Origin of the sequence: Streptomyces griseus (genome assembly GCF_900460065.1) — a bacterium.
Lineage (GTDB): Bacteria > Actinomycetota > Actinomycetes > Streptomycetales > Streptomycetaceae > Streptomyces > Streptomyces griseus.
On the sequence record NZ_UAVD01000029.1, the window covers coordinates 483,688 to 508,709 of the forward strand.

At 72.7% G+C, this 25,022-nt stretch carries 14 protein-coding genes; 2 read left to right on the plus strand and 12 right to left on the minus strand.

Going from position 1 to position 25,022, the window contains the following annotated elements:
- The first annotated feature begins 65 nt into the window (after nucleotides 1-65).
- Nucleotides 66-1,880, plus strand: a complete 1,815-nt coding sequence (locus DTB53_RS21975) for a non-ribosomal peptide synthetase (protein ID WP_012377906.1) — start codon at nucleotides 66-68, stop codon at nucleotides 1,878-1,880.
- Here the strand turns inward: DTB53_RS21975 and DTB53_RS21980 are convergent.
- From DTB53_RS21980 to DTB53_RS22035, 12 genes are read right to left on the minus strand one after another with little or no spacing between them, the layout of a single operon-like run.
- Nucleotides 1,864-3,627 carry a class I SAM-dependent methyltransferase gene (locus tag DTB53_RS21980; RefSeq protein WP_012377905.1) on the minus strand — a complete coding sequence of 588 codons (1,764 nt, stop codon included), beginning with the start codon at nucleotides 3,625-3,627 and terminating at the stop codon, nucleotides 1,864-1,866. The two genes, DTB53_RS21975 and DTB53_RS21980, sit on opposite strands and share 17 nt — an antisense overlap.
- Complete coding sequence (locus DTB53_RS21985) at nucleotides 3,624-5,447, minus strand: non-ribosomal peptide synthetase (RefSeq protein WP_012377904.1); 1,824 nt, start codon at nucleotides 5,445-5,447, stop codon at nucleotides 3,624-3,626. Before DTB53_RS21985 ends, DTB53_RS21980 begins: the two co-directional genes overlap by 4 nt.
- Nucleotides 5,444-6,550: a thioesterase domain-containing protein gene (locus DTB53_RS21990; RefSeq protein ID WP_012377903.1), complete on the minus strand. Its 1,107-nt coding sequence runs from the start codon at nucleotides 6,548-6,550 to the stop codon at nucleotides 5,444-5,446. Before DTB53_RS21990 ends, DTB53_RS21985 begins: the two co-directional genes overlap by 4 nt.
- Nucleotides 6,547-7,809, minus strand: coding sequence for a cytochrome P450 (locus DTB53_RS21995; protein WP_012377902.1), 1,263 nt, complete (start codon nucleotides 7,807-7,809; stop codon nucleotides 6,547-6,549). Before DTB53_RS21995 ends, DTB53_RS21990 begins: the two co-directional genes overlap by 4 nt.
- Nucleotides 7,806-9,389 (minus strand): AMP-binding protein, encoded by a 1,584-nt coding sequence (locus DTB53_RS22000; protein WP_042495473.1) that lies wholly within the window; start codon nucleotides 9,387-9,389, stop codon nucleotides 7,806-7,808. The genes DTB53_RS21995 and DTB53_RS22000 overlap by 4 nt, the downstream gene beginning before the upstream one ends.
- A 20-nt stretch (nucleotides 9,390-9,409) precedes the next feature.
- Nucleotides 9,410-15,376, minus strand: a complete 5,967-nt coding sequence (locus tag DTB53_RS22005; RefSeq protein WP_012377900.1) for a non-ribosomal peptide synthetase — start codon at nucleotides 15,374-15,376, stop codon at nucleotides 9,410-9,412.
- Nucleotides 15,369-17,297, minus strand: a complete 1,929-nt coding sequence (locus tag DTB53_RS22010) for a condensation domain-containing protein (protein ID WP_012377899.1) — start codon at nucleotides 17,295-17,297, stop codon at nucleotides 15,369-15,371. Before DTB53_RS22010 ends, DTB53_RS22005 begins: the two co-directional genes overlap by 8 nt.
- Entirely contained in the window at nucleotides 17,294-18,229 is a 936-nt protein-coding gene (locus DTB53_RS22015; RefSeq protein ID WP_012377898.1) for a TauD/TfdA family dioxygenase, read from the minus strand. The genes DTB53_RS22010 and DTB53_RS22015 overlap by 4 nt, the downstream gene beginning before the upstream one ends.
- 5 nt (nucleotides 18,230-18,234) lie before the next feature.
- Entirely contained in the window at nucleotides 18,235-18,480 is a 246-nt protein-coding gene (locus tag DTB53_RS22020; RefSeq protein WP_003964442.1) for a hypothetical protein, read from the minus strand.
- The gene (locus DTB53_RS22025) at nucleotides 18,477-18,701 is read right to left on the minus strand and encodes an MbtH family protein (RefSeq protein WP_003964441.1); all 225 of its coding nucleotides are present in this window, start codon (nucleotides 18,699-18,701) and stop codon (nucleotides 18,477-18,479) included. The genes DTB53_RS22020 and DTB53_RS22025 overlap by 4 nt, the downstream gene beginning before the upstream one ends.
- Nucleotides 18,698-22,009: a non-ribosomal peptide synthetase gene (locus tag DTB53_RS22030; RefSeq protein ID WP_012377897.1), complete on the minus strand. Its 3,312-nt coding sequence runs from the start codon at nucleotides 22,007-22,009 to the stop codon at nucleotides 18,698-18,700. The genes DTB53_RS22025 and DTB53_RS22030 overlap by 4 nt, the downstream gene beginning before the upstream one ends.
- Entirely contained in the window at nucleotides 22,006-23,199 is a 1,194-nt protein-coding gene (locus tag DTB53_RS22035; RefSeq protein ID WP_234345314.1) for an MFS transporter, read from the minus strand. The genes DTB53_RS22030 and DTB53_RS22035 overlap by 4 nt, the downstream gene beginning before the upstream one ends.
- Nucleotides 23,200-23,598: 399 nt before the next feature.
- Here DTB53_RS22035 and DTB53_RS22040 point away from each other — a divergent pair, with 399 nt between their 5' ends.
- Nucleotides 23,599-24,948, plus strand: coding sequence for a B12-binding domain-containing radical SAM protein (locus DTB53_RS22040; protein WP_236586427.1), 1,350 nt, complete (start codon nucleotides 23,599-23,601; stop codon nucleotides 24,946-24,948).
- Nucleotides 24,949-25,022: the final 74 nt, after the last annotated feature.

Genomic DNA, 25,022 nt, shown 5'->3' on the forward strand with positions numbered 1-25,022 from the left:
TGTGTCGTTGCACAAGCCATCGCGAGCGGAAGGCGATCCCGTAACTCTCCACGGAGGCCGTGACGGTGACGATAGGTCGGGAACCATCCTGTGACGAAGGGTCAAGCACCTCCGGATACGCGTGGTTTGCCGACCAGGCGGAACAGCGGCCCGACGCGACAGCCCTGATCCAGGGCGACGTCCGCATGACGTACGGGGAACTGCACTCCGGAGTCATCGCGCTGTCGGAGCACCTGCTGCGGCACGGCGTCGGCCCCGAGCAGGCGGTGGGGCTCCTGGCGAGCCGCTCGCCGGATCTCGTCGCCGGACTGCTCGCGATTCTCCGGTCGGGCGGCGCGTATGTGCCGCTGGGCACCGACCTCCCCGCAGAACGGCTGGCGTTCATGGTCGGTGACACGTCCATGGCCGTCGCCCTCACCGATGCCGAGCACCGGCACCGGCTGGCGGAGCACGGCGTTGGGACCTGCCTTCTCAGCGCGCCGGCGGCCGACGCGGCGCGCGCTCCCTCGCAGCCGCCGGCCGCGGACCCCTCGGGCCTGGCCTACGTGCTGTACACCTCCGGCTCCACCGGAAACCCCAAAGGCGTGGCGGTGGAGCACCGCGGGCTGGCGAACTACGTCCGCTGGGCGGTGTCCGAGTTCTCCGGCGGCCGGCCGGTCGACTCCTTGCTGCACACCCCGCTCAGCTTCGACTTCTCCCTCACCAGCTTCTTCCTGCCGCTCGTCACCGGCGGCACGCTTCACCTCGCTCCGCGGGATCACGAGCCCGAGGACCTCGCCACCGCCATCCAGAACCCCACCCTCGACCTGGTGCGGCTGACCCCGTCCCACATCGAGATGCTCATGGCCCGGCTCGGCGACCAGCGGGACCTGCCGGGCCCGCGACAGTTCGTCGTCGGAGGCGAGATCCTGCGCGCCCGCCACGTCACCGCACTGAACCGGATCTTCCCGGGCTCCGTCGTCTACAACCACTACGGGCCGACCGAGACCGTGGTGGGCCGCTGCTTCCTCCGGCTGGACGCGTCGGCCGGGTTCGCGGTCGAGGACTACGCACCGGACGACCCGCTGCCGATCGGCGACCCCATCCCGCACACGCGCCTGGCCGTCGACCACGCCGACGAGGATCCTGGCGTGGGGGAGCTGCTCATCAGCGGGGTGGGGATCGCCCGCGGCTATCTCAACCTCCCCGAGGCCACCGAGAAGTCGTTCGTCACGCTGCCCGACGGCGAGGGCCGCCTCTACCGCACGGGGGATCTCGTACGGCTGGACCGGCGCGGCCGTCCCGTCGTCGTGGGACGCGCGGACGGGCAGACCAAGATCCGCGGCCATCGCGTCGAAACCGCCGAGATCGAGGCGCGGTTGCGCGCGACGGACGGCGTACGGGCGGCGGCGGTGGTGAAGGCCCGCGAGCCGCGCGACATCCTGGCCGCCTTCGTCGTCACGGACAGCGGGTCCTCGGACCCGGACACGGGACGGCTGCGCACCGCGCTCGCTGCCTCCCTGCCGCCGTACATGATCCCGCAGCACTTCTCGGCCCTCGACGCGCTGCCGCTCACCCGCCACGGCAAGCTCGACCGCTCACTCCTCCAGGACCTCGTGGAGAGCGAGGTCCGGGAGGGTTCGGGACGGACACAGGCCGAGCCGGACAGCGAGCCGGACCCCGTCGTGCGCACGGTGTGCGCCCTGTGCGAGCGGATCCTGGGCGTACGCGACGTCCGCCCGAGCGACAACTTCGTCGATCTGGGCGGCGACTCCATCACCGCGATGAAGCTCGCCGCCGCCTGCCGGCGCGAGGGGATAACCGTACGCAGCGTCCGCTTCCTCACGGCGGACAGGCTGGCCGACATGTTCCGCGACGCGAGCGTCAGCGGCGGGCGCTGAGCAGGAACATCTGGCCCACGGTCGCGGGATCGCCCGCCACGCGGTCCCGGTCCAGGTCCGCCAGCCAGGCCAGCCGGTCCGCGCCGCTGGTCCCGGACGCGTCGGCCCCGGTCGCCAGCCAGTCCGGGAACGTACAGAACGGAGTGGTGCGCACCCCGGAGAAGCCCGCCGCCGCGCACTCCTCGCGCAGCACCCTCGGCTCGGTCAGCCGCCGCCGCAACTGCGCCATCTCCGCGGGGGAGTAGAAGGAGAGAAAGGTCTGGAAGCGGCATGCGGGATCCCACGCGCTCACCACCAGCCGCCCGCCGGGCCGCAGCGTACGGAACGACTCGGCGAGGAAGCGCTCGCGCTGGGCGGCGGACAGGTGGTTGACCGTGCCCATCATGCAGGTGACGAGATCGAACGAACCGTCCCGGAACGGCATCGCCGTACCGTCGGCGACCGCGAACCGCCGCGCCCACCGGGCGTCGACACAGGCGTGGATCCCCGCGTCGCTGAGGTCGATCCCGTAGGACCGCACCCCGAAACGGTCCAGCACCTGCGGGTAGCGCAGGGTCCCGCTGCCGACGTCGAGCGAGGCCGCCACGGCGCCGGGATCCTCCACGGCGGTGAGCAACTGCACCATCTCCAGGCGCTTCTTGACGCTGTCGTGCACCCCGGTGTGGTCGAACTGGACGTAGAAGGTGGCGTCGTACGACTCGATCCGGGAGTCGGTCCGACCGAGCAGACCGCGCGCCTCCAGGTCGCGGACGAGCCCGGCAGCGGAGCCGACCGGAGACCGTCGGCCGACGGCCGGCCCGGCCGACCGGGCCCGGTTCCGGCTGTGATCGTAGCGCTGCCAGGCGTCCTCGTAGGTGGCGTCCCAGGCAAGCAGCGACTCGAAGCGATCGACGGCCTCGGTGTGCCTGTCCTGTTCCTGCAGGGCCCGGGCGAGGTCGTAGAGCACCCGTTTCTCGTCCTCGCCGGGGCCGCTCGCCGCGGCCTGCTCGTGCGCGATGGCCGCCGCCGACTCGGCGCCGAGGCGGCGGAAGCACTCGCCGGCCGTGTACAGCGCCCGGGAACGGAAGCGCGGGTCGGCCGCGGCCCGCTGGAGCAGGCCGAGAGCCGCCTGGTCCTCGCCCGTCGCGGACAGCGCAACGCCCGCCTCGAACGCGGCCCCCGGGTCCCGCCGCAGCACCCTGCGGTGCTGGAGCGCGATCCCGGCGATCACCGGCTCCACCGACCCGGGAGGCAGCGCGCCCCGTTGTCCGAGCCGCCGCACGCGTCGTACGGCGAAGCAGGGGGAGCCCGTGTCCAGGTACAGGTGGGCCGCCCGCCGTGCCGTCGTGGCGTCCGGGTGCCGCAGCAGATCCTGCTCCTTGTCGAGGAGCGTCATGGCCCCGGCCTCGGTGAGCGGCAGCCGTAGCCCGTACACCGTGCCCTCCTCCGTGCCGGCCAGGACCATCGCGCCGTCGCGGGCGGCGGCGACCGCGGTGACCGTCCCGTCCAGCTCGATCCCCTCCAGCTCGGTCCCGTCCAGCAGGAGGGTCAAGCGGTCGTCGTCGGTGACGATGTCGTACGGTCCCCGCCGGGTGGCCGACCGGGCCAGGTCGGCCACCCGGGCGCGACGCGAGCCGTCGACCGGTGTGCCGTCGGGGCCGAGGAGGACATGGCCGCCGGGGGCGTCCAGCAGGACGATGCCACCGTCCGGGCCGACACGCAGACCGTGGACGGGGGCCGCGTGGGAGTAGGTCCACAGGGTTTTCACCTCGGGGTCGCTCGCAATCCTGAGGTGTCCGTGGCGGGCCGCCGCCGGATCCAGTCGGCGAGGGCGGCCACGGTCGGCTGCTGGATGAGGGTCTCCAGGTCGGCCCGGACACCGAGTTCCTCGTGGAGCCGGGTGGTGAGGACCGCCGCGAGGAGCGAGGTGCCGCCCAGCTGGAAGAAGTTGTCGTCCGGGCCGACGTGCTCGGCACCGAGCACGGACTCCCACAGCCCGGTCACCGCCTGTTCGACCGAGTCGTGCCCCTCGCCGGTGCCCGTGCCGCTGATCCGCAGCGGCAGGGCGGCCAGCGCGGCCCGGTCGGTCTTGCCGCTGGGCGTGGTCGGGAACGCGTCCATGGCGATCACGGCCACCGGCACCATGTACTCGGGGAGCGTCTCGGCCAGCCGGGCCCTGGCGTCGGCCGGCAGCTCGCCGGAGGCGCCGGTGAGGACGTACGCCACCAGCCGACGCCCCGCCCCGGGCTCCCCGTGGACGACGACGGCGGCGTCGGCCGGTCCCGGCAGCGCCTTCACCGCGGCCTCGACCTCGCCGAGCTCCACCCGGTGCCCGCGGATCTTGACCTGGCCGTCGCCGCGGCCGAGGAAGTGGACCAACCCGTCGGGCTCCGTCCGGCCGTGGTCGCCGGTGAGGTAGCGCCGGGAACCAGGAGGGCCGAGCGGGTCCGGGACGAAGCGCTCGGCGGTCGGCCCCGGGCGGCCGAGGTAGCCGTGGGCGACCACGGGTCCCGCGATGGCGATCTCGCCGCTCTCCCCGGCGGGCAGCGAGCCGCCGTCCTCGCCGACGACATCGATCCGGGCCCCGTCGATGGCCCGGCCGATCGACGGCAGACCGGGCCACTGCCCGGGGTCGGGGCCCAGCCGCAGCGCTGTCACGATATGGGTCTCGGACGGGCCGTACTGGTTCTCCAGCCGGGCCTCGGGCAGCGCACCGAAGAAGCGGCGCAGCGCCGGGGTGACGAACAGCTGCTCACCGGCCGTGATCACCTCCCGGAGGGCGCGGGGGTAGCGCCCCTGGTTCACGGCGGCGTTGGCCAGCGCCTGGAGGGCGACGAACGGCATGAAGACGCGTTCCACATGGTGGTCGTCGATATGGGCCAGCAGACGGTGCGGATCGCGGCGCACGTCCTCGTCGACCAGGACCAGACAGCCGCCCGCGGCCCAGGTGCTGAACATCTCCTGGAAGGAGGCGTCGAAGCTGAACGCCGAGAACTGCAGGGTCCGAGCCCCCTCACCGCAGTCGGAGGCGGCGCACTGCCAGTCGATCAGGTTGACGAGGGGGCCGTGCCCCATGGCGACCCCCTTGGGCGTCCCGGTCGACCCCGAGGTGTACATCACGTACGCGAGATTCTCGGCCCCGGCTGTCGCGGCGGGCGCGGGACCGGGCTCGCCGGACGGCGCCGCGTCGAGCAGCAGCACCCGGGTGCCCTCCGGGACCGGGAACCGGTCGGCGAGGTCCCGTTGGGTGATCAGCAGACCCGCGCCGCTGTCGCGCAGCATGAAGTCGAGCCGGGGCGGCGGATACCCGGGATCCAGGGGCAGGTACGCGGCCCCCGCGCGCAGGATGCCCAGCACCCCGACGGGCAGGTTGAAGGACCGGTCCACACACAGCGCGACGACGGACCCGGCCACGTCGTCGACCGTCAACCGGCGGGTGACCCGCTCGGCCGCCGCGTCCAGCTCCGCGTACGTCAGCTGCCGCCCCGCGTACTCGACGGCCGGTCGGCCGGGAGCGGTGCGACACCGCTCGGCGAACCGGTCGAGAACCGACCCGGAGACCGTCGGTGCGACGGCCGGCCCCGTCATGACCGCTCCGGTGCGACCGGCAGCAGGGTGGCCAGGAGCGCGGCCAGCTCCCGCACATGGGGATCGGTGAGCATCGAGTAGTGGTCTCCCTTCACGTGGTGCCGGTCGACCACACGGTCGCTCAGCCGTTGCCATGAGGTGGTCGCGCGGTCCTGGGCCGCCGGACTGCCCTCGGAGGCGAACAGCAGGACCAGGTGGTCGACCCGCCGGCTTGGCCGGTGGCGGCGCAGCGCCCCGACGTGCGAGCGGAACAGACGAAGCTGCTCCAGCAGGCCGAGGAGGTCGGTGTCCGGAGGAACGGCCCGTGCCGCCCGGGCCGCTTCGAGCACCCGGGCCAGACCCTCCTCGTACGCCAGCGTGGCGAGCCCGCCCTCCACGGCGAACGGAGTGCCCGACAGGGTGCTCAGCTGCCAGGCGAAGGCGGCGAGGATCCCGGCGTCCGGGGAGCCGGTGAACTCCTCGCCGGGATAGGCGTCGACCAGCCCGAGGAACTCCACCTCCTCACCCTCCTCCCGCAGCCCGGCGGCGATCTCGAGGGCGAGCGCGCCACCCATCGACCAGCCGAGCAGCGCGTACGGCCCGTGCGGGCGCAGTTCCCGCAACCGGTCGCGGTGGTACGCCGCCATCGCCTCCAGCCCCGGCTCCGGGGACTCCCGGTCGGCGGGCGGGGCCTGGAGGCCGTACACCGGCCGTGCGGGCGGCAGCAGGGCGGCGAGCCGACGGAAGACGATCACGTCCCCGCCCGCCGGATGAACGCAGAACAGGGGAGTGCCCCCACCGCCGCGTCGCAGGGTCAGGGGCCGGGACGCGTGGCCCGCGAGGGCTCCTCGGCCGCTGTCCCGGACCAGCCGGCTCAGGAACTCCACGCTGGCGGTCACCGGTCGACCGTCGTCGGCCGTGTCCTCGAAGAGCACGGAGACCGGAATCGCCGTCCCGAACGTCTTCTTGATCCGGGCGACGAGCCGGGCGGCGAGCAGGGAGTGACCGCCGAGGGCGAAGAAGTCCTCGTCGACGCCCACGCCCTCCAGACCGAGCAGGTCTTCGAAGATGTGGGTGAGCTCCAGCTCGGTGCCGTCCCGCGGGGGACTGCTGGGACGGGTCATGGGTCCTCACTCTCCGCCGGGGAGCACGCGGCGGCGTCCGCCGCCGGTATCAGGGTGACCTCGAGCCGGTCGAGGCCGTGCAGGAAGGTGGACGGCGTGCGGGTGAGGACGGGGTCGGACTCGAAGCGCGCCACGTGGTCCAAGAGCGCCCGCAGCAGCGTCCGCAGCTCCAGCCGGGCCAGGGAAGCGCCGATGCAGTAGTGAGGGCCGCCGCCGAGACCGAGGTGGGGGTTGGGCCGCCGGTCGACGCGGAAGGCGTCCGGTTCGGCGAAGACCGACTCGTCGCGGTTGCAGGACGGGATCCAGAGCACCACCCGCTCGCCGGCCCGGATCCGGGCGCCGCCCAGGAGGACGTCCTCGGTGGCCGTACGCATGATGTGCAGGGGCGGCGAGACCCAGCGCAGAATCTCCTCGACCGCGGTGGGCACCAACCCGCGATCGGCCCGCAGCCGCTCCCACTGGCGGGGGTGCGCGGCGAAGGCGAGGACGGCGCCGGAGACGGCGTGCCGGGTGGTTCCGAGCCCTCCGTTGACCAGGCCGTCGCAGGTGAGCAGTATCTCCTCGTCCGTCAGACGGTCTCCCCCCGGCTGGTGCACCAAAGCGCTGACCAGGTCGTCTCCGGGATCGGCGCGGCGCTTCTCCAGAAGCTCCGCGAAGTAGGCGAAGACGCCCGCGCTGGCCGCCCGCCGCGCCGACGCCGTGCTCGTCTCCGTCTCGTCGAAGGCGGCGGCGGCCAGCAGGGCGAGCTCCTCCCAGTCCTCCTCGGGCACACCGAGCATGCCGCACACCAGCCAGGTCGGCAGCGGCCGCGCCAGCCGGGCCGGGACGTCGACGGGACTCCCGTCGGCCAGGTCGGCCAACAGCGCGTCGAGTCGGCTCCGCAGAGCGTCCTTCAGCCGGGACACGGCCTGCCCGGCGAACCAGGGCGCGTGGGCGGAGCGCAGACGCGTGTGCGCCGGGCCGTCCGAGACGACGAGCATCCGGCCGGATGCCGCCGACACCGCCGCCGGCTCCCCGCCCAGCCGCATTCCCCGTGTCGAGGTGAAGGATTCCGGCCGCTCCAGCACCTGGCGTGCGGCGGCATGAGCCGTCACCGACCAGAACGCCCCGAAGCGGGGCGACTCCAGGCGGACCACGGGATGATCGCGCCGAGCCCGCTGCCACTGGGCGAAGTAGTCGGCGTCCCGGTAGGTCGCGGGATCCGTGAGGTCCGGGCCCCGCGCCGTGCCGGCCGGGCAACCGCCGGCCTCGCCGCTCACTCCGCGCTCCGTCCCGCCGGGCCCAGCCGTTCGACCGCCATGCGGTCCAGAGCGGCCCGGTCCAGCTTTCCGTTGGGCAAGGTCGGCAGCCGCTCCAGGGTGTGCACCGACCGGGGCACGGCGGCCCGGGGCAGCCGGCGTCGCAGAGCCGCGTGCAGGTCGACGGACCGGAGGCCGACGGCCGGTCGCACCAGGAACGCCATGAGCCGGGGTGGGCCGACCGCGCCGGCGGCGACACCCAGGGCGGCGGCCGAGGCTCCGGTGTGCTCGCGGACGAGATGCTCGATCTCGCTCAGCTCGATCCGCATCCCGGCGAGCTTCAGCTGGCCGTCGGCCCGCCCGGCGAAGTGCGCGTCGCCCTGTTCGTCGAAACGGACCAGGTCGCCGGTGCGATACGTACGCCGGGCTCCGTCGCCCGCGAAAGGGGTCCCGGCGTCCGTTTCGGCGGCGTAGCCGAGGGCCACACCGGGTCCGCGCACCCACAGTTCACCGGTACCCCCGCCGCCCGGGCCGCCCGGCACGAGGCCGATCTCCGTGCCCGGGACGGGGCGGCCGATCGGTACGCTGTCACGCTGCCCGTCGGCCGGTGCGCACCGGTGTGCCAGGGCCCACACGGTGCATTCGGTGGGGCCGTACTCATTGGACAGCGCGGTGTCCGGGAGCCCGGCGAAGTGCCGGCGCACCAGATGCGGCGGGCAGGTCTCGCCCGCCACGATCACGGTGCGCAGGGAGTCCAGGGCGCCGGCGTCGGCCGAGTCCAGCAGGGCGTCGTAGAGGGAGGGCAGCGTCAGCAGGTGCGAGGCGCGCCGCGCGTGGGCCGCGGCGGCGACGGCCCCGGTGTCCAGGGGATCGGCCGAGGGAATCACCAGGTGTCCGCCGGTCGCCAGCGTCCAGTAGATGCCCGCGACGGAACTGTCGAACGAGATCGAGCTGCACAGCAGGTACACCCCGGGCGCCTCGCGGTAGTGGGCGATCCGGGCCGCCGTGGAGTAGCCGAGAGCCGCGTGCGAGACGAGCACGCCCTTCGGCCGGCCGCTGGAACCGCTGGTGTAGAGGCAGTAGGCGGGCGCCTCGGGCCCGGGGCGGTCCGGGGAACCGCCGACCGCCGGCCCGCGGTGTGCGCCGACCTCGACCACCGTCGGTGGCCTCCCGGCGCCCCAGGCCGAGGGACCGCCCGTGTCCCCGGGTTCCGTCACGGCGAAGCGCGCGCCGCTCGCGTTGATCACGGCCGTCTGCCGGCCCGAGGGGAACGCGGTGTCCACGGGTACGTAGTGGGCACCCGCGTACAGCACGCCCAGCATCGCCGGGACCGCCCACCGCGACAAACGGGTGCGGACCACGACGGGTTCGCCGGGGCTCACCCCCAGCGCCCGCAGGGACGCGGCCACGCCCAGCGTGAGCCGGCGCAGCTCGGCGTAGCTGAGGACGCCGTCCGGGTCGGTCACCGCGGGGCCGGGGCCCGCGTGGTCGAGGTGCGGGGTGATCAGGTCCAGGACGGGCGGAGCCGGCGGAAGCCAGGGCCCGCGCGCGGCACTGCGCCAGACTTCGCGCTCCGGGTGGTGCGCCACTTCTTCCTGCACTTCCTCTCCCGGTTCCGGGGCTATGCGCCCGCCGGCCCGGCGACCCGTTGCCCGGGGTCGCCGGTCAGGGCTTCGAGGGCGTGGGCGAAGTCGTCGAGCAGCTTGGTGACGGTCGATTCCTCGAAGAGGTCGGCGCTGTACTCCAGGAACCCGGTGATCTCCCTGTCGGTGGCAGAGGTGTCGCGCACAGCCCCTGCCTCCCGGCTGTCCTGGAGGACGAGCGCGAGATCGAAGCGGGTGGTGTCGAGCCCGGCCGGGACCGGCGTGACCCGCAGCCCGGGCAGCGCGAGGCCGGACCCGCCCGGTGTGTTGTCGAGGACGAGTTTGGCCTGGAACAGGGGACTGCTGCGGCCGCGGCGAGGATTGAGCGCCTGGACGACCCGTTCGAAGGGCACGTCCTGGTGGCTGAGCGCCTCCAGTGCCGTGCCGTGGGCGCGGTCCAGCAGCTCCCGCCATGTCGGGTCGCCGGCCAGGCCGACCCGCAGGACCAGTTGGTTGACGAAGAACCCGAGGAGCGTCTCCGTCCCGGCGGCGGTCCGGCCGGCGACGTCCGTGCCGATGGTCACCTCCTGTTCGCCCGTGTGGATCCGCAGGGCCAGGCTGAGAGCGGTGAGCAGAACCGCGAACGGGGTGGCCCCGGACTCCTGGCACAGCCGACGGATCCCGCGCACGGTCGTGACCGGTACCGACACCGGGAGCAGCCGGCCCCGGGTGGTGGGACGGGCGGGTCGCGGATGATCCGTGCGCAGCGGGGGCAGCTCCGCGACACCGGCCAACCGGCGCTTCCAGTAGTCCAGTTGGGTGTCGAAGTGCCCCTCGTCGAGCAGCCGTCGCTGCCACACCGCGTAGTCGGCGTACTGCACGGGCGGTACGGCCGGGTCGAGGGGGAGTCCAGCGGCGAAGGCCTGGTAGAGGCCGGCCAGTTCGGTGGTGAACAGTCCGAAGGACCAGCCGTCGTGCACGATGTGGTGCAGTGAGAGCAGCAGGACGTGGTCCTCGGACCCCAGGCGCACCAGGTGGGCGCGGAGCACGGGCCCCGCGGCCAGGTCGAAGGGGCGGCGGTACTCCAGCCCCACCAGCCGCGTCAGCTCCTTCTCCCGCCCGGTCCCGGGCAGGCCGGTGAGGTCCACCAGCGGGAAGGGGACCGGCTCCGGCGGCCGGATCTCCTGCCGCGGTATGCCCTCGGGTGCGGTGAGCACGGTCCGCAGGACCTCGTGCCGGGCGACGAGCGCGTCCAGCGCCCGGGACAGCGCCCGTACGTCGAGCGGGCCGTGGATCCGGTCGAAGGCGGGGACGTTGTACTGGGCGTCGCCCGGGTTCAACTGGTCCATGAACCACAGGCGCTCCTGCGCGAAGGAGGCCGGCAGCGGTCCGGTACGGGCGACCGGGGCCAGCGGCGGGGGCAGCGGCGCGGCCACGGCGTCGGGCTCCGCCAGACCGTCGATGCGGGCGGCCAGCCCGGCGAGGGTGCGGTGGTCGAACGGGGCCCGCGCCGGAAGGCCGACGCCCAGGCGCTCGCGGAGGCGGAAGACGACCTGGAGGGCGAGCAGGGAGTGGCCGCCGAGTCCGAAGAAGTCGTCGTCGGGCGTGACCTCGTCACAGCCGAGCAGTTCCTGCCAGACCTGGGCCACCACCTGTTCGGTCGGGGTGAGAGGCCGGGCGGCGATCACCCACCCGGCCCGCTCCTCACCGTCGGGGTCCGAGGCCAGCAGGCGCAGTTGGGCGCGGTCGGTCTTGCCGTTCGCCGTGAGCGGGATCTCCGGTACGGGGATGTAGTGGGCGGGAACCAGGGGCGCGGGCAGCAGGCGTCGCACGTGCGCGTCGATCTCCGGCAGGGTCGTCGCGCGGGCCCGCCGCCAGTGCGGGTCGTTGGTGTAGCGCCGCGCCGGCGGCGGAGCGACGGGTGGCAGAGGGGAGCCGGCCGTGCCGGTCGACCGGTCGGCGCGGCCGGTACGTGCCTCGGGTCGGCCCAGCACGACGTCGTAGGCGCCGTCCGACCGTCCCTCCGACCAGCTCAGCTCCACCTCGTACCCGCAGCGGTCCGCGAGCTCCCACCAGTCCTCCGGCGCGTGTCCGGAGGCGGGCAGGGCGCCGGCCCGGGCCAGGAGTTCGCCGACGGACGAGGAAGGCGGGCGTTCCTCCAGAAGGCCGCGCAGCCCGAGCGCGCCGGACAGCCGGGAGTTGGGCACGCCGGTCAGGGTGAGACGCTCGGGGCGGTCCCGCTCCAGGAGGCGCGCGAGCTCGTCCGGGGAGAGGGGCGAGGCGGCCCAGTCCCTGATCGTTCCGGGGCTCGCCGGGACGGGCTCGCCGCGCCCGACGGTGAGGACGACGTCGTACCGGTAGTGGGTGAGTTCGTTGTCGTGACGGCCGCGCTTGGGCAGGACGCGGACCCGCGCGACATCGGGCCAGCGGGCGGCGATCTCCTTGAACAGTCGCGGGTCGACGCAGAGTTCGGCGTCCAGGGCGCGCTGCCGGCGGATACGGGACCGGAGATCGGCGAGCCGCATGTCGACCTGGGCCCTGCGGGTCTGGACGGAGGTGTGGAACAGGTCGAGCAGCGGCAGGCTGCGCAGATCGCCGAGGAAGACGTGGCCACCCTCGGGCAGCGCGTCGACCGCCTGCCGCAGTACGTCCAGGAGGTAGTCGGACGACGGGAAGTACTGCACCACGGAGTTGAGCACGATGGCGTCCGGGGCCGCCGCCCCGGCGGCCGCGGTGAGGACGCTCGTGTGTGCGGGTGCGGTGCGGACCTCCACGTCGGCCGGGAGGCCCGTCGTGGTGGCCACCGCGCGCCGTACGTAGTCGACGGCCGCGGTGGAGAGATCGGTCGCCCGATAACTCCGGCACGAAGGCGCCACGTTGAGCAGGATCATGCCGGTGCCGCATCCGATCTCCAGGACATGGCGTGGGCGCAGCGCCAGGATGCGGGCGACCGTGTCGTCCAGCCAGCTCCGCATCTCCGTCTCATCGAGGGGGCGGCCGGTGTAACTGCTCAGCCAGCCGGCGAGGTTGAACGAGGAGACTGGGCCGCTGTCCAGGTCGTCGTACGTGGCGTCGTAGAGACGGCGCCACTCCTCGACGCGGTCGCGGTTCCAGTCCGGGCCGCTCGTGGAGTCGTCCCGCAGACGGACCAGGGCGACGATCCGTTCGTCGCCGGGGGCGCGGCGCACGACCTCGACGGCACACTGCCGTACGGCCGGATGCGAGCCCACCGCGAGTTCGATCTCGGCGGGTTCGAGCCGGTGTCCACGCACCTTGACCTGGCGATCGATGCGTCCGAGGTATTCCAGCTCGCCGTCGGGCAGCAGGCGGACCCGGTCACCGGTTCGGTACAGCCGGGCCCCCGGCTCCGTGGCGAAGGGGTCGGGCACGAAGCGTTCGGCGGTCAGCGCGGCCCGCCGCCAGTAGCCCTGCCCCACCCCGGCACCGCCCACGCAGGCCTCACCCGGCACCCCGACCGGCACGGGGCGCAGCGCCTCGTCGAGCACGTGGACGCGGACGTTGGCGATCGGCCGTCCGATGGGCACCCGGCCCTCGCTCCCGGCCGGTGAGCCGTCGGCGGCCTCGAAGGCCGTGCAGGCCACCGCGGTCTCCGTCGGTCCGTACTCGTTGACGATCCGGACCGACGGCGCTCCCGCGCGCAGCGCCGACAGGTCGTCCTCGTGCAGGGCCTCCCCGCCGAGGATCACGGTCCGGGCGGGCAGGGTGAGCGGACCGTCGGACGTGGGCTGCTCCAGCAGCCTCAGGTGGGAGGGGGTCAGCTTCACGAAAGCGAGGTCGTCGGAGGTCTCCAGCAGCGCCCGCAGGGCGGCACCGGGCGTCTCGTCGGCCGTGGGGGCGAGGAGCACGCGCTGTCCGGCGAGCAGGGGTGCGAAGACGCTCGTCACGGTCAGGTCGAAGGCGAGCGGGGAGTGCACCGGCACGCCTGTCCCGGCGCCCGCGGCGTAGCGGTCCTTGGCCCACAGCAGGTAGTTGACGACATTGCGGTGGGTGAGCAGCGCCGCCTTGGGGCGGCCGGTGGAACCCGACGTGAACATGAGGTAGATCAGATCGTCCGGGGACACCCGGACGTCCGGGGCTGTCGCGGGCCGGCCCGCGACGGTGTCGGCTTCAGCAGCCGGCGCCACCACACGGACACCGCCCGGTTTCACCGCGGCCGGCAGCACGCCGGAGACGACCAGCACGGCCGCCTCGCTGTCGGCGATCATGTCGTTCGTGCGCGAGGGGGGATGAGAGGGATCGAGGGGCACGTACGCGGCTCCGGTCTTGAGGACCGCCAGCAGCGTGGTCACCGTCTCCGGTCCGAGGTCCATCAGGACGGCGACCACCGTGCCGGGTCGTGCTCCGGCGTCCTGAAGGTGATGGGCCAGCCGGTTCGCGTCCCGGTCGAGTTCCCCGTACGTCAGCCGGTGGTCCCCGCCGCTCACCGCGACCGCGTCGGGGGTGCGGGCCGCCTGGTCCGCCACCAGCTCGTGCAGGGGCGTCGCGCGGATCCCGGTGCCGGTGTCGTTCCAGTCGTACACGATCCGCCTCAGCTCGTCCGCGGAGAGCACCGGCAGCACGGACAGGCGCGCGGTGGGGTCGGCGGCGACGGCGGTGAGCAGTTCCGTGAGGGAGTCGGCGAGACGGGCGACCGTGGCCGCGTCGAAGAGGTCGGTGGCATAGTCGACCAGGCAGTCCAGTCCGTCGTCGGTCTCGAGGATGTTGACGTCGAGATCGAAGCGGGAGGAGTCGGTCCGCGTGTCGAGCGGTGCCACCGTCAGGCCGGACGGGTGCCCGGTCGGGGCGGGTGTGTTGTGCAGGGTGAAGTTCACCTGGTAGAGCGGGTTGCGCGCGAGATCGCGCTCGGGGAACAGGCGCCGGGCGATCAGGTCCATCGGGACGTCCTGGTGGGCGTGGGCCGCCAGGCAGGTCTCGCGCACCCGCGCCAGGAGTTCCGTGAAGGCCGGATCGCCGTCGAGGCGGACCCGGAAGACCAGCGAGTTGGCGAAGAAGCCCATCAGGTCGTGCAATGCGCTGCTCCGGCGGCCCGCGACGGCTCCGCCGACGACGATGTCGTCCTGGCCGCTGTAGCGGTGGAGCACGGTGGCGAGCGCGGCGAGCAGCGTCATGTGGAGCGTGGCTCCGTGCCGTACGCCCAGCTCCCGCACGGCCGTGGTCACCGCCGCGCCGATCACGAAGCCGTGGGTGGCGCCCCGGTGGCTCTGCACGGGCGGCCGGGGCCGGTCGGTGGGCAGGTCGAGCCGGTCGGGGGCGCCGCTGAGGCACGCCTCCCAGTGGGCCAGTTGCCGACGGGCGTCCTCGCTGTCCTCCCAGGCCGACTGCCGGCGGGCCCAGCCGGCGTACTGCACCGGCAGCGGCGGCAGGGGGCTGGGCAGGCCGAGCGAGAACGCCTCGTACAGCGCGGTGAGTTCACGGCTCAGGACGCCGAGGGACCAGCCGTCGACGCCCACGTGGTGGAACACGGCCAGCAGCACGCAGTCCTCGGCGGACAGCCGCAGCAGCCGGAACCGCACGGGCGGGGCGTCGGCCAGGTCGAAGGGGATACGGCGCTCGGCCGCGGTGAGGCGCTCGGCCTCCGCGGTACGCCCGGCGGCCGGCAGACCGCGCAGGTCGATCACGGGCAGCGGCGCGACCGCGGCCGGCCGTACGCGCTGCACGGGCAGACCGTCGACGGTGGGGAAGACCGTGCGCAGGATCTCGTGCCGTGCGGTGATCTCGTCCAGGCAGCGGCGCAGTACGCCGAGGTCGAGCCGTCCGGTGAGCCGGAAGGGGTTGACACTGGTGTAGGAGGAGCTGTCCGGCCGCAGCGCGGTGAGGAAGAGGATGCGGCGCTGCGCCGAGGACACCGGTGCGTCGCCCTCGGTGGGCCCGGTGAACAGGCTCAGTGGCGGGGCGATGCCGCGCTCGCGCAGTTGGCCGAGCAGCTGCGTGCGCCGCCCGGGGTCGAGGTCGCGGATCCGCCCGGCGAGGTCGGCGTCAGGCATGGTCCTCCTCCTGCTCCAGGGCATCCACGAGCGCTGCCAGTTCGTCCGCTCCCGCGGCGCCCCGGCCGGTGCCGGCCGCGGCGGCGATCGCCTCGGCGAGGCCCGCGGGGGTGGGGTCGCGGAAGAACTCGTCGAGGGTCACATCGGTCCCGTAGCGCTCCTGGGCCCGGGTGACGAGCACCGTGGCGAGCAGCGAATGCCCCCCGAGCAGGAAGAAGTTGTCGTGGCGTCCCACGACGGCGACGTCCAGGAGGTCCGCCCACAGCGAGGCCAGTTCCCGCTCGACCTCCCCGACGGGCGCCGCGTGCTCGGCGTGCGCGGGCTCAGGAACGGGGACACTGTCCGCGACGGGCGCGGCGCGAAGGCGCCCGTCGGCGCCGGCCCGCACCACGAGGCCGGTCGCCACCCACGGCGCGTCCGGCAGGTCCCGGCGCACGAGTTCACCGACGACGCCCTGGGGCGCGGGATGTCCCCAGGGGTCACGCACGCTCAGCGCGGCGTCCGACGGCAGGTCCGCCAGCGCGGTCGCGCGACGCACCTCGTCCGCCAGCGCGGTCGGGGCGTGCGGGTGCTCCTCGGCGAGGGGGACGTCCCGAACGGCGCGGTCGGGCCGGTGCGCCAGCTCCCGCAGCGCCGAGCCCCAGGCGTCTCCCAGCGCGGCGACGGTCTCCCGGTCCCACAGGTCCGTCGCGTAGTCCAGGGCCGCCGACAGCCGGCCGGCGGTGCCCGTGACCGTGCACACCAGGTCGAAGGTTGCGGCGGTGGCCGGCTGCTCCCGCATCCGGACCGCCAGTCCGGGCACGGACAGGTCGTCGTCCGACTGGTCGATCATCTGGAAGACGACCTGGAAGAGGGGGTGCCGATCGGCCTTCCGTACACCGCCCTGCGCGGCCACCAGCCGCTCGAAGGGCAGCTCCTGGTGGTCGTAGGCGTCCTGGCACGTCCCGGTGGTGGCCCGCAGGACGTCGCGCAGGGTCTGCTCCGCGCGCACCGGGGTCCGCAGCACCAGCATCTTCACGAAGAAGCCGATCATGTGCTGGACCTCCGGCCGGGCCCGGCCGGAGGTGGTGCCGCCGATCGTGAGGTCTTCCTGGCCGCTGTAGCGGTGCAGTACGACGTAGAAGGCGGCCAGCAACGCCATGTAGAGGCTGGCGCCCTCCTCCCGGCACAGGACGCGCAGCCGCTCCACCACCCGGTCGTCGAGCGGGACGGGGTGGGAACGGCCTCGGTAGGACCGCTCCGGTGGGCGCGGCCGGTCGGTGGGCAGGTCCAGTTCCCTCAGATCGCGGAGGCGTTCACGCCAGTGGGCGAGCAGCCGGTCGTGGCCGCCGGTCGCCTCGGCCCGCTGCTGCCAGGCGGCGAAGTCGGCGTACTGGAGGGACGGTTCGGGCAGCGTGTCGGGGGAGCCGGTGACGCGGGCCCGGTACCGGGCGAAGACCTCACGCAGGAACAGGTCGAGCGACCAGGCGTCGGCGATGATGTGATGCAGGGTCACCAGGAGGACGGACCGCTGGTCGGTGAGCCGGACCAGCGTGGTCCGCAGCAGGGGCACGCGCCGCAGGTCGAAGGGTTCGGCGGCCTCTTGCCGGGCCATCTGGGCGACCAGTTCCGCCCCGTCCGCCGGGCCGCCTCGCGCGAGAAGGGAACGCAGGTCGACCACGCGCAGGGCCGGCTCATGGGCGGTGACGATCTGCCGCAGCCGCCCGTCGAGGACCCGGAAGCAGGTGCGCAGGCTCTCGTGCCGACGCACGCACCCGCGCACCGCCGCGTCCAGGGCGGCCGGGTCGAGGTCACCCGAGAGGTCCAGGGCGCGGGCCACTGTGTACACCCCGGCCCGCTGGGCCAGCTCGTCCAGGAAGTACAGCTGGGCCTGGGTGTACGACGCGTCACTCACCAGCGCGGACACGCTCCCACCGGTCATGCCCGCACCCCCGGCCCGGGCTCGGCCATCGCCACGGCGATGGTGCGGGGGCGGGTGAACGGCTCCCGGCCGTGCGCGGTGAGCATGTTGTCGACGACCAGGACGTCGTCACGGGCGTAGTCGAAGCGGGTGGCCGCCGACCGGTAGCAGTCGCGCACATGCGCCATGACGTTGTCGGGGATGGCGGCACCGTCGCCGAAGTAGCTGTTGTTGGGCAGGTCCTCCTCGTCGAACAGTTCGAGCATTCCCTCGCGGATCTCCGGCGACAGGGTGGAGAGGTGGAAGATGGCCGCGTGGTTGAACCACACCTCCTCGCCCGTCTCCGGGTGCCGGTGCACCGCGTCGCGCACCGACGAGGTGCGCAGCCCGCCGTCCGGCCGCCATTCGACGGATACGTCGTTGGCCGCGCAGAACCGTTCGACCTGCGCCCGGTCCCCGGAGTTGAAGACCTCCTGCCAGCTCAGCCCGAATTCGGAGCCGAAGTTGCGCACCACCTTCCACCCGCGCCGCTCGAACTCCTCGCGCACGGCGGGGTCGAGGGCGCGCAGCACCTCGCGGGTGTCGGACAGCGGGGTCGCGCCCCGGCGGCGCGGCGGCTCGACGCAGTAGAAGTACAGACTCATGGGCCAGGAGACGCGGTAGGAGTTCTCGTTGTGGAAGAAGATCTCCTCGTGCGGCGGGTAGTCCGTGGAGGTGTAGACCCGGCCCTTGATCGTGCTGCGCGGCGAGGACCGCTCCTCGTACGGGAGCGGGGCCCCGCCGGACAGCTCCCGCACCGCCGCCTCGAACCCGTCCACCCCCTCGACCGCGAATCCGCGCAGCAGCACGGCGCCGTTCGTGCGCAGCGCCCGCCGTATCCCGGCGCGGTCCCGGGCTGTCCGGTGGAGGAGGTTCTCGTCGTCCTGTGCCTCGATGACGAGGGGCAGATCCATGGCCGTCACCTCTGTTCGACGGGCGGCTCGAACCGCAGCTCGTCCGTGCAGAAGGCACGCCACCGCAGGGTCGCCGTGTCCCACAGCACCCCCTGTTCGGCCTGCACCGGATGGCGTACGACGGCCAGGTCGTCGCGCACGTACACCACGGTGTCGTCCGGCAGGTCGCGCTCCTCGGGCGTGGCCGACTCGGCCCAGTCGGCGAAGGCACGCACCTCGCGGAGGAGGAAGCCCCGGTAGTACGGCTTCACTGCGCGGCCTCCTCTCCGGTCCGACGGCGCAGGCTCAGCGGCCGCATGTCGGTCCAGACGGTCTCGATGTACGCCAGGCAGCTCTCGCGCGGCCCGCTGTGCCCCGTGTCGTCCCAGCCGTTCGGGCGCGGCCGGTCGGCGGGCCAGATCGAGTACTGCTCCTCGTGATTGACGACGACCCGGTACACCGTCGGGTCGTCGCTGTGCGGTCCAGCCGTCACTTTCCCTCCTCGTACGCGATGTGTTCGCGCGCCACGGGGACCATCCGGTCGGGCGCGGCGGGGCCGTCGGGACTCCCGCCGCGAGCGGCTGCTTCGCCCAGCAGCCGCTCGACCAGCGGTGCGAGCGTTGCCACCGTCGGGGCGCGGAAGAAGGCCCGTACGGTGATGTCCAGGCCCCAGGTGTCGTGCGCGGCCGCGATCACCCGCATGACCAGCAGGGAGTCGCCGCCGTGGCTGAAGAAGTCGTCGTGCACGCCGATGTCCGGGCGTCGCAGCGCGGTGCGCCACAGTTCGAGCAGGGTGTGCTCGACGGGGGTGCGGGCGGGCCGGCCCGCGCCGGGCGCGGTGACCTCCCGGCCGTCGGCGTGCGCCAGCGCGGCCCGGTCGAGCTTGCCGTTCGGGGTGAGGGGCAGCGCGGGCAGCAGCACCAGGCGGTCGGGGAGCATGTACAGCGGCAGGTGCTCGCGCAGCACGGCGTACCAGTCGGCGTTCTCCTGGCCCGCGCCGGGCACCAGATAGGCGTGCACCCGCCGTGCGTCGCCGGTGTCCCCGGTGACGACGACGGCGTCCCGGACCTGTGGAGAGCGGCGGAACGCGGCCTCGATCTCGCCGAGTTCGACCCGGTAGCCCCGCACCTTGAGCTGCTGGTCGCGGCGGCCGAGGAACTCTATGCGCAGCCCCTCCGGGCCGTACCGGTAGCGGCCGCGGTCGCCGGTGCGGTACATCCTGGCCCCGGGCCGGTCGGCGAAGGGGTGGGGCACGAAGGCGTCGGCGGTCCGCCCGGGGGCGCCCAGGTAGCCACGGGCGATGGTGGGGCCCGCGATGTGCAGGGTGCCGGGCACCCCGGGGGGCACCAGCCGCATACGGTCGTCGAGGAGATACGCCTCGGTTCCGGGCAGGGGAGTGCCGATCAGCACGGAGCGGGTGCCCCGGTCCCGGGCCGTGACGGTGAAGTAGGTGCTGTCGATGGTGCCCTCCGTCAGCCCGTAGCAGTTCACGACGTCCGTGCCCGGACCGCCCAGTCGCCGGATCCGCTCCAGTTCGTCGGCGGGGAAGGTGTCGGAGCCGACGATGAGCAGCTTCAGGAACGAAAGGTCCCCTCCGGTGTCGGCGACGTGCCCGGCCAGGACGCGCAGCACGGTGGGCACGAAGTCGGCCACGTCCACGCCCTCGTCGCGCATGAGCCGCAGCAGCCGGGCCGGCAGCAGCAGCGTCTCGCGCGGGCAGACCACGAGGGTCGCGCCCGCGCCGAGGCAGCGCACGAGTTCGCCGAGGTAGCCGTCGAAGCTGAAGTTGGCCATCTGGAGATGGGCACGGATGCGACCGCGCAGCGCGAAGGCGTGCTCCCACGCGAGCTGGATGCGCAGCAGCGATCCGTGCGTGGCCATGACCCCCTTCGGCCGCCCCGTGGAGCCCGAGGTGTACATGACGTAACAGAGGTCGTCGGGTCCGGTGTGACGCTCGGGGCGGCCGTCGGGGAACGTCCCGGGGTCCGCGCCGGCCGGGTGGGCGACCACGATCCGCGCGGGATCGCCGGTGAGGTCGGGAACGAGCCCCTGCTGGGTGACGATGACGTTCACCCCCGCGTCCGCGATGATCATCGCGCGCCGGGGGCCGGGGCTGTCGAGGTCCAGCGGCACGTGGGCGGCGCCCGCCTTCCAGACCGCGAGGACGGCGACGACGGACTCGGCGGAGCGCTCCATGTAGATGCCGACGCGGGCCTCCGCCGTGAGGCCCTCGGCCCGCAGCCGGTGGGCCAGCCGGTTCGCGGCGCGGTCCAGTTCGCCGTAGGTGAGCCGGGTGGCGCCGCTGACCAGGGCGGGCGCGTCGGGTGTCCGCTCGGCCCACTGCTCGAACACGTCCAGGACGGAGGCCTCCGCGGGGGCGCGGACCGGGGCTCCGACCGCTGCCTCCAGGAGTGGTGTCCGGCGTGCGGCGCCGATCTCGCCGGTGCGGCCGACCGGCTGTTCCGGGTCCCGGGTCATGTCGTCCAGGACCGACTGCCACAGGAGCAGCAGCCCGTTGACGCTCTCCGCCCGGTACAGGTCGCTGTCGTACTGGGCGAGTACGTCGGTGTGCCCGTCCTCGGCGAGAACGTCGACCGTCAGGTCGAACTTGGCGAGGCCGGGCTCCACCTCCGTGGTGTGTGCGGTCAGGCCGCCCGGCCCGACGTGGACGGGCGGGGTGGCGATGTACTGGAAGGTGATGCCGAAGAACGGGGTGCGGGACCCGGTGCGCGCCGCGCCGATCGCGGACACGACGTCCTCGAAAGGGGCCGCGTGGTGTTCGTACGCGCCCAGGCAGGTCTTCCGCACCCGGGCCAGGGCCTGTCGCACGGTCGGGTCGCCGGACAGATCGGTGCGCAGGGCGAGGATGTTGAGGAAGGGGCCGATCAAGACGTCGGCCTCGGGGTCGTCCCGCAGGGCGCTCGGTGTGCCGACCACCACGTCGTCCCGGTCGAGGTGGCGGGAGAGGGCGACGACGAAGGCGGTCAGCAGCACCATGAACGGGGTGACGCGCTCCGCACGGGCCAACTCCGCGACTCTGTCGGGCAGTCCGGCGTCGAGCGTGTGGCGTACGGAGGCGGAGGGCGGGGTGGGGCGGTCGGGCGATGTGCGGTCCGGCGGTAGTCGTGTGGCGTCGGTGAGCCCGGACAACCGCTCGCGCCAGTAGGCCAGGTGTGCCTCGTGCTCGGTGTCGCTCCCGCGCCGCCGACCCTCGCGGGCGACGAGTTCGGCGTACTGCGCGGGCAGGGGGTCCAGACGGGGAGCCCGCCCCTCGGCGCGGGCGTCGGCCAGTTCCAGCAACTCGTCGACGAAGATGTGCCGGGACCAGCCGTCGCACACGATGTGGTGCCAGTTCAGCAGCAGGGTGTGGTCGTCGTCGGCCTCGCGCAGCAGCACGGTGCGCAGCAGGGGGCCACGTTCCAGATCGAAGGGACGCCGGGCGTGCTCCTCGGCGATGCGGCGCACCTCGGCGGCACGGAGCGGAGGGGGCAGGCGGGTCAGGTCGAGGAACGCGGTGGGCACCGGCCGGGCGGGCGCGATCCGCACCCGAGGGGCGCCGCTCTCGACGGGGAAGGCGGAACGCAGGACGTCATGGCGGCGGACGATCTCGGTGACCGCGCCGACCGTCGCGGCGACGTCGAGCGGTCCGCTCAGGCGGATCGCCGAGCAGGAGTTGTACAGCGCGGTGCCGGGGTGCGCCCGGTCGAGGAACCAGAAGCGCTTCTGGGCGGGGGAGAGGGGGCTCGTTCCGTGCCACGCGGGCGGGGCCGGGGTTCGGGAGCCGGGGGCGCCGGGGTTCACGGGGCCTCCCCTGCCGGTCGGTCGACGGTGTGCGGCTGCGCGATACCGGTCATCGTCCCGCTCAAGGTGATCGCCAGCACGGCGATGCCGATGACGAGACAGACCGTGGTGACGCCCAGGCCGGCGGCCGCGGCGGTCGTGGCCGCCGCGCCGAGTGGGCCCAGCGCCGAGTGGATGGTCCAGAACGAGGACGTGACGCGGCCCAGCAGGTGACTGGGGGTCACCTCCTGACGGAGCGACATCGAGCAGATGCCGGCGATTCCGGTGCACATCAGGTTGACCGTCATGAGCACGGCGATCACCGGCACGCTCTGGGACAGGCCCATGCCGCCCACGGCTATGCCCGCGAGGGAGAAGGCGCCGATCCAGCTCGCGCCGAACCCGAAACGTTTGCGGATGCGGGCGACCGCGGTGGAGGCGATGAACGTGCCGACGGTGCCGGCCGCCAGCACGTAGCCGACCGTGGTGTCCGACTGGTCCAGATCGTGCTTGAGCAGGTAGACGACGAGGTCCGTCAGTCCGTAGGTGAGGAAGGTCAGGAGGGAGAGCAGCACGGTCAGCGGGCGCAGCACCGGGTGCTCCCACAGGAACCGGGCGCCGGCCAGGAACTCCTGGCGCGCTGTGCCGCGTTCGGCCGAGGCCTCGGAAGGGCGCGGCTTGCCGTCGAACTTGACGAACAGGATGCCCACCGCGGCGACCGCGAAGGTCGCGGCGTCGATCCCGATCGCGGCGGCCGGCCCGGCGGAGGCTGCCACGAAGCCCGCGAGCGCGGGGCCGGCGATGCTGGCCACCGCGTATGTCGCGTACATGTGGCCGTTGGCCCTGGTGATCTGGTCGGGAGCGACGATGGTCGGCACCACGGTCACGTAGGTGACCCGGAACAGCATGGAGAAGACGCCCGCGAGGGGGACGACGGCGTAGATCAGCCACACCGGCGTGGAGAAGATCCAGACCACCGGGATCAGGAGGAAGAGGAGGCAGCGCGCTCCGTCGGTGAGCATGAGGAGCCGTCTGCGGTCGAAGCGGTCGGCGATGAGGCCGGCGAAAAGCCCGGAGACGATGGAGGCGACGCCGGTCAGACCGGTGACGAAGCCCATCTGGAGCACCGAGCCCGTGCTGTGCAGCACCAGGAGCGGAAGTGCCACATAGGAGAAGGAGTCGCCCAGCGACGACAGGGTCTGGCTGGCCAAAAATATTCGATAGGGGGAGTTACTCCATAAAGAAGGCGGATCGCTTCCCCGATCCGTCGGTCGCGATTGACTGTCGGACATTTCACCTGTTGGCAAGGTCCCCTCCGCGTCCTTATCACGCCCAGTGGAGCATGCCCCACGGGGGGTGTCAAGGGTCCTCTCTCCGAGATCATTTCAATGGGCATGGTTGACGTGTATGCGTCACTCGGGTAAAGTGCCGGATCAGCTTTAATGTTGAGCGCAGCCCGATCGGCTCTTTTAGCTGGAGACAAATTGCGGGTCGCTTTCGTGCATACCCCGATGTCCACCGTACCCGTCGCGCAGCGCAAAGATTTCTGGCGAAACTTCGACATTCAATACCATGCGACGCATCCGGGCCTCCGGCATATGAAGAACAATATGTGGGAGCTTCCGCACTGGATGCACTGGCTGGGCGGAGTGCTCGTCGAGCACGGTTATGACGACCTCCAGGTCGTCGACCTGTACACCGAACCGAACGCGTTCAGCGAGCCGGGGCGGCTGGCCGGGGAAGTCGTCGAAGCGGCGGCCCGCGCCCACCCCGCGGATGTCTACCTGTTCTCACCGATGACGGTGAACCTGTACTACGCGTACGCGATCTCCGATGTCGTCAAGCGCGTCCACCCCGGAGCGGTCGTGGTCTACGGTGGGGTGGCCGCCACCCCCTTGGCCCACGAAGTGGCACGTCACCCCAGCGTCGACTACGTCGTGGTCGACCGTGGCGAGCGGGCTCTCCCGGCGCTCCTCGATGCCCTGGCCGGCGGGGGCGACGTGGCTGACGTGGGCAATCTGGTCTACCGGCGGGAGGGCGGTGCCACCGCCCGGACCTCACGGCGCTATCCGGACCTGATGCCCGCCGACATCCCCTTCCCCAAGGTGGACCTCTTCCCGCCCGGCACCGGCGAGGACATCCGCTACTTACGCCAGGTCTATGCCCTGGGGTGCCCCTACAAGTGCACGTTCTGCACGATCCAGACCATAGGCAGGCGTCCCGAATACTTTCCGCTGGACCGTGTCATCAAGGAAATACGGGCCTATCAGAAGCATTACGGGGACCACCACAGCATCTACTGGGGCGATGAAACCTTCACGCTCCACCCCGAATACACCTTGGAACTCCTGGAAGCGCTGGAACAGGCGGGCGACATCCGCTACGACTGTCAGACCCGGCTGAACTGCCTCACCGACGACCGCATATTACGGAAGCTGAAAAGCAGTGGCTGCCAGTGGGTGGAGATCGGCCTGGAGACGGGATTCCAGGAGAGCCATGAGACGCACAAGCACCACATGAAACTGGACGCGGTCAGGGACACCCTCAAGAGAGTGCGCGACGCCGGACTCGCTGCCTGTTCCTTCACCGTGAACGGCTTTCCCGACCAGAGCCCGGACGACATGCGGCGCAGCATCGACTGGGTGTGCCGACTCCTCGACGAGGACCTGCTGCAGGCCACCTACCTCTTCGGTCTCGTGCCGTATCCCGGAAGCGCGATGTTCGAGCATCCGGAGCGTTTCGGCATGAAGCTGCTCCACCGCGACTTCCGCCTTTACCACGAGGACCTTCCTCCCGTCTTCGCCACCGAGAAGGCCGACCCGGATCAGGTCTACGAGGTGTTCCTGGAGGGCCTGGACCTGTTCGCGCGGGCCATGGACAAGCCCCCGTACTTCGGAGACGCGCCGCCCCCCTCCACCGCCGACGAATACGGCACCTTCTGGGCCGACCCCCATGTATAGCGCCCTAGGTCCCCTCGTCGAACTGCCGCCTGCCCCGCGGGGCCGTGCACGCGCTCTCGCCGCACCGGGCACCG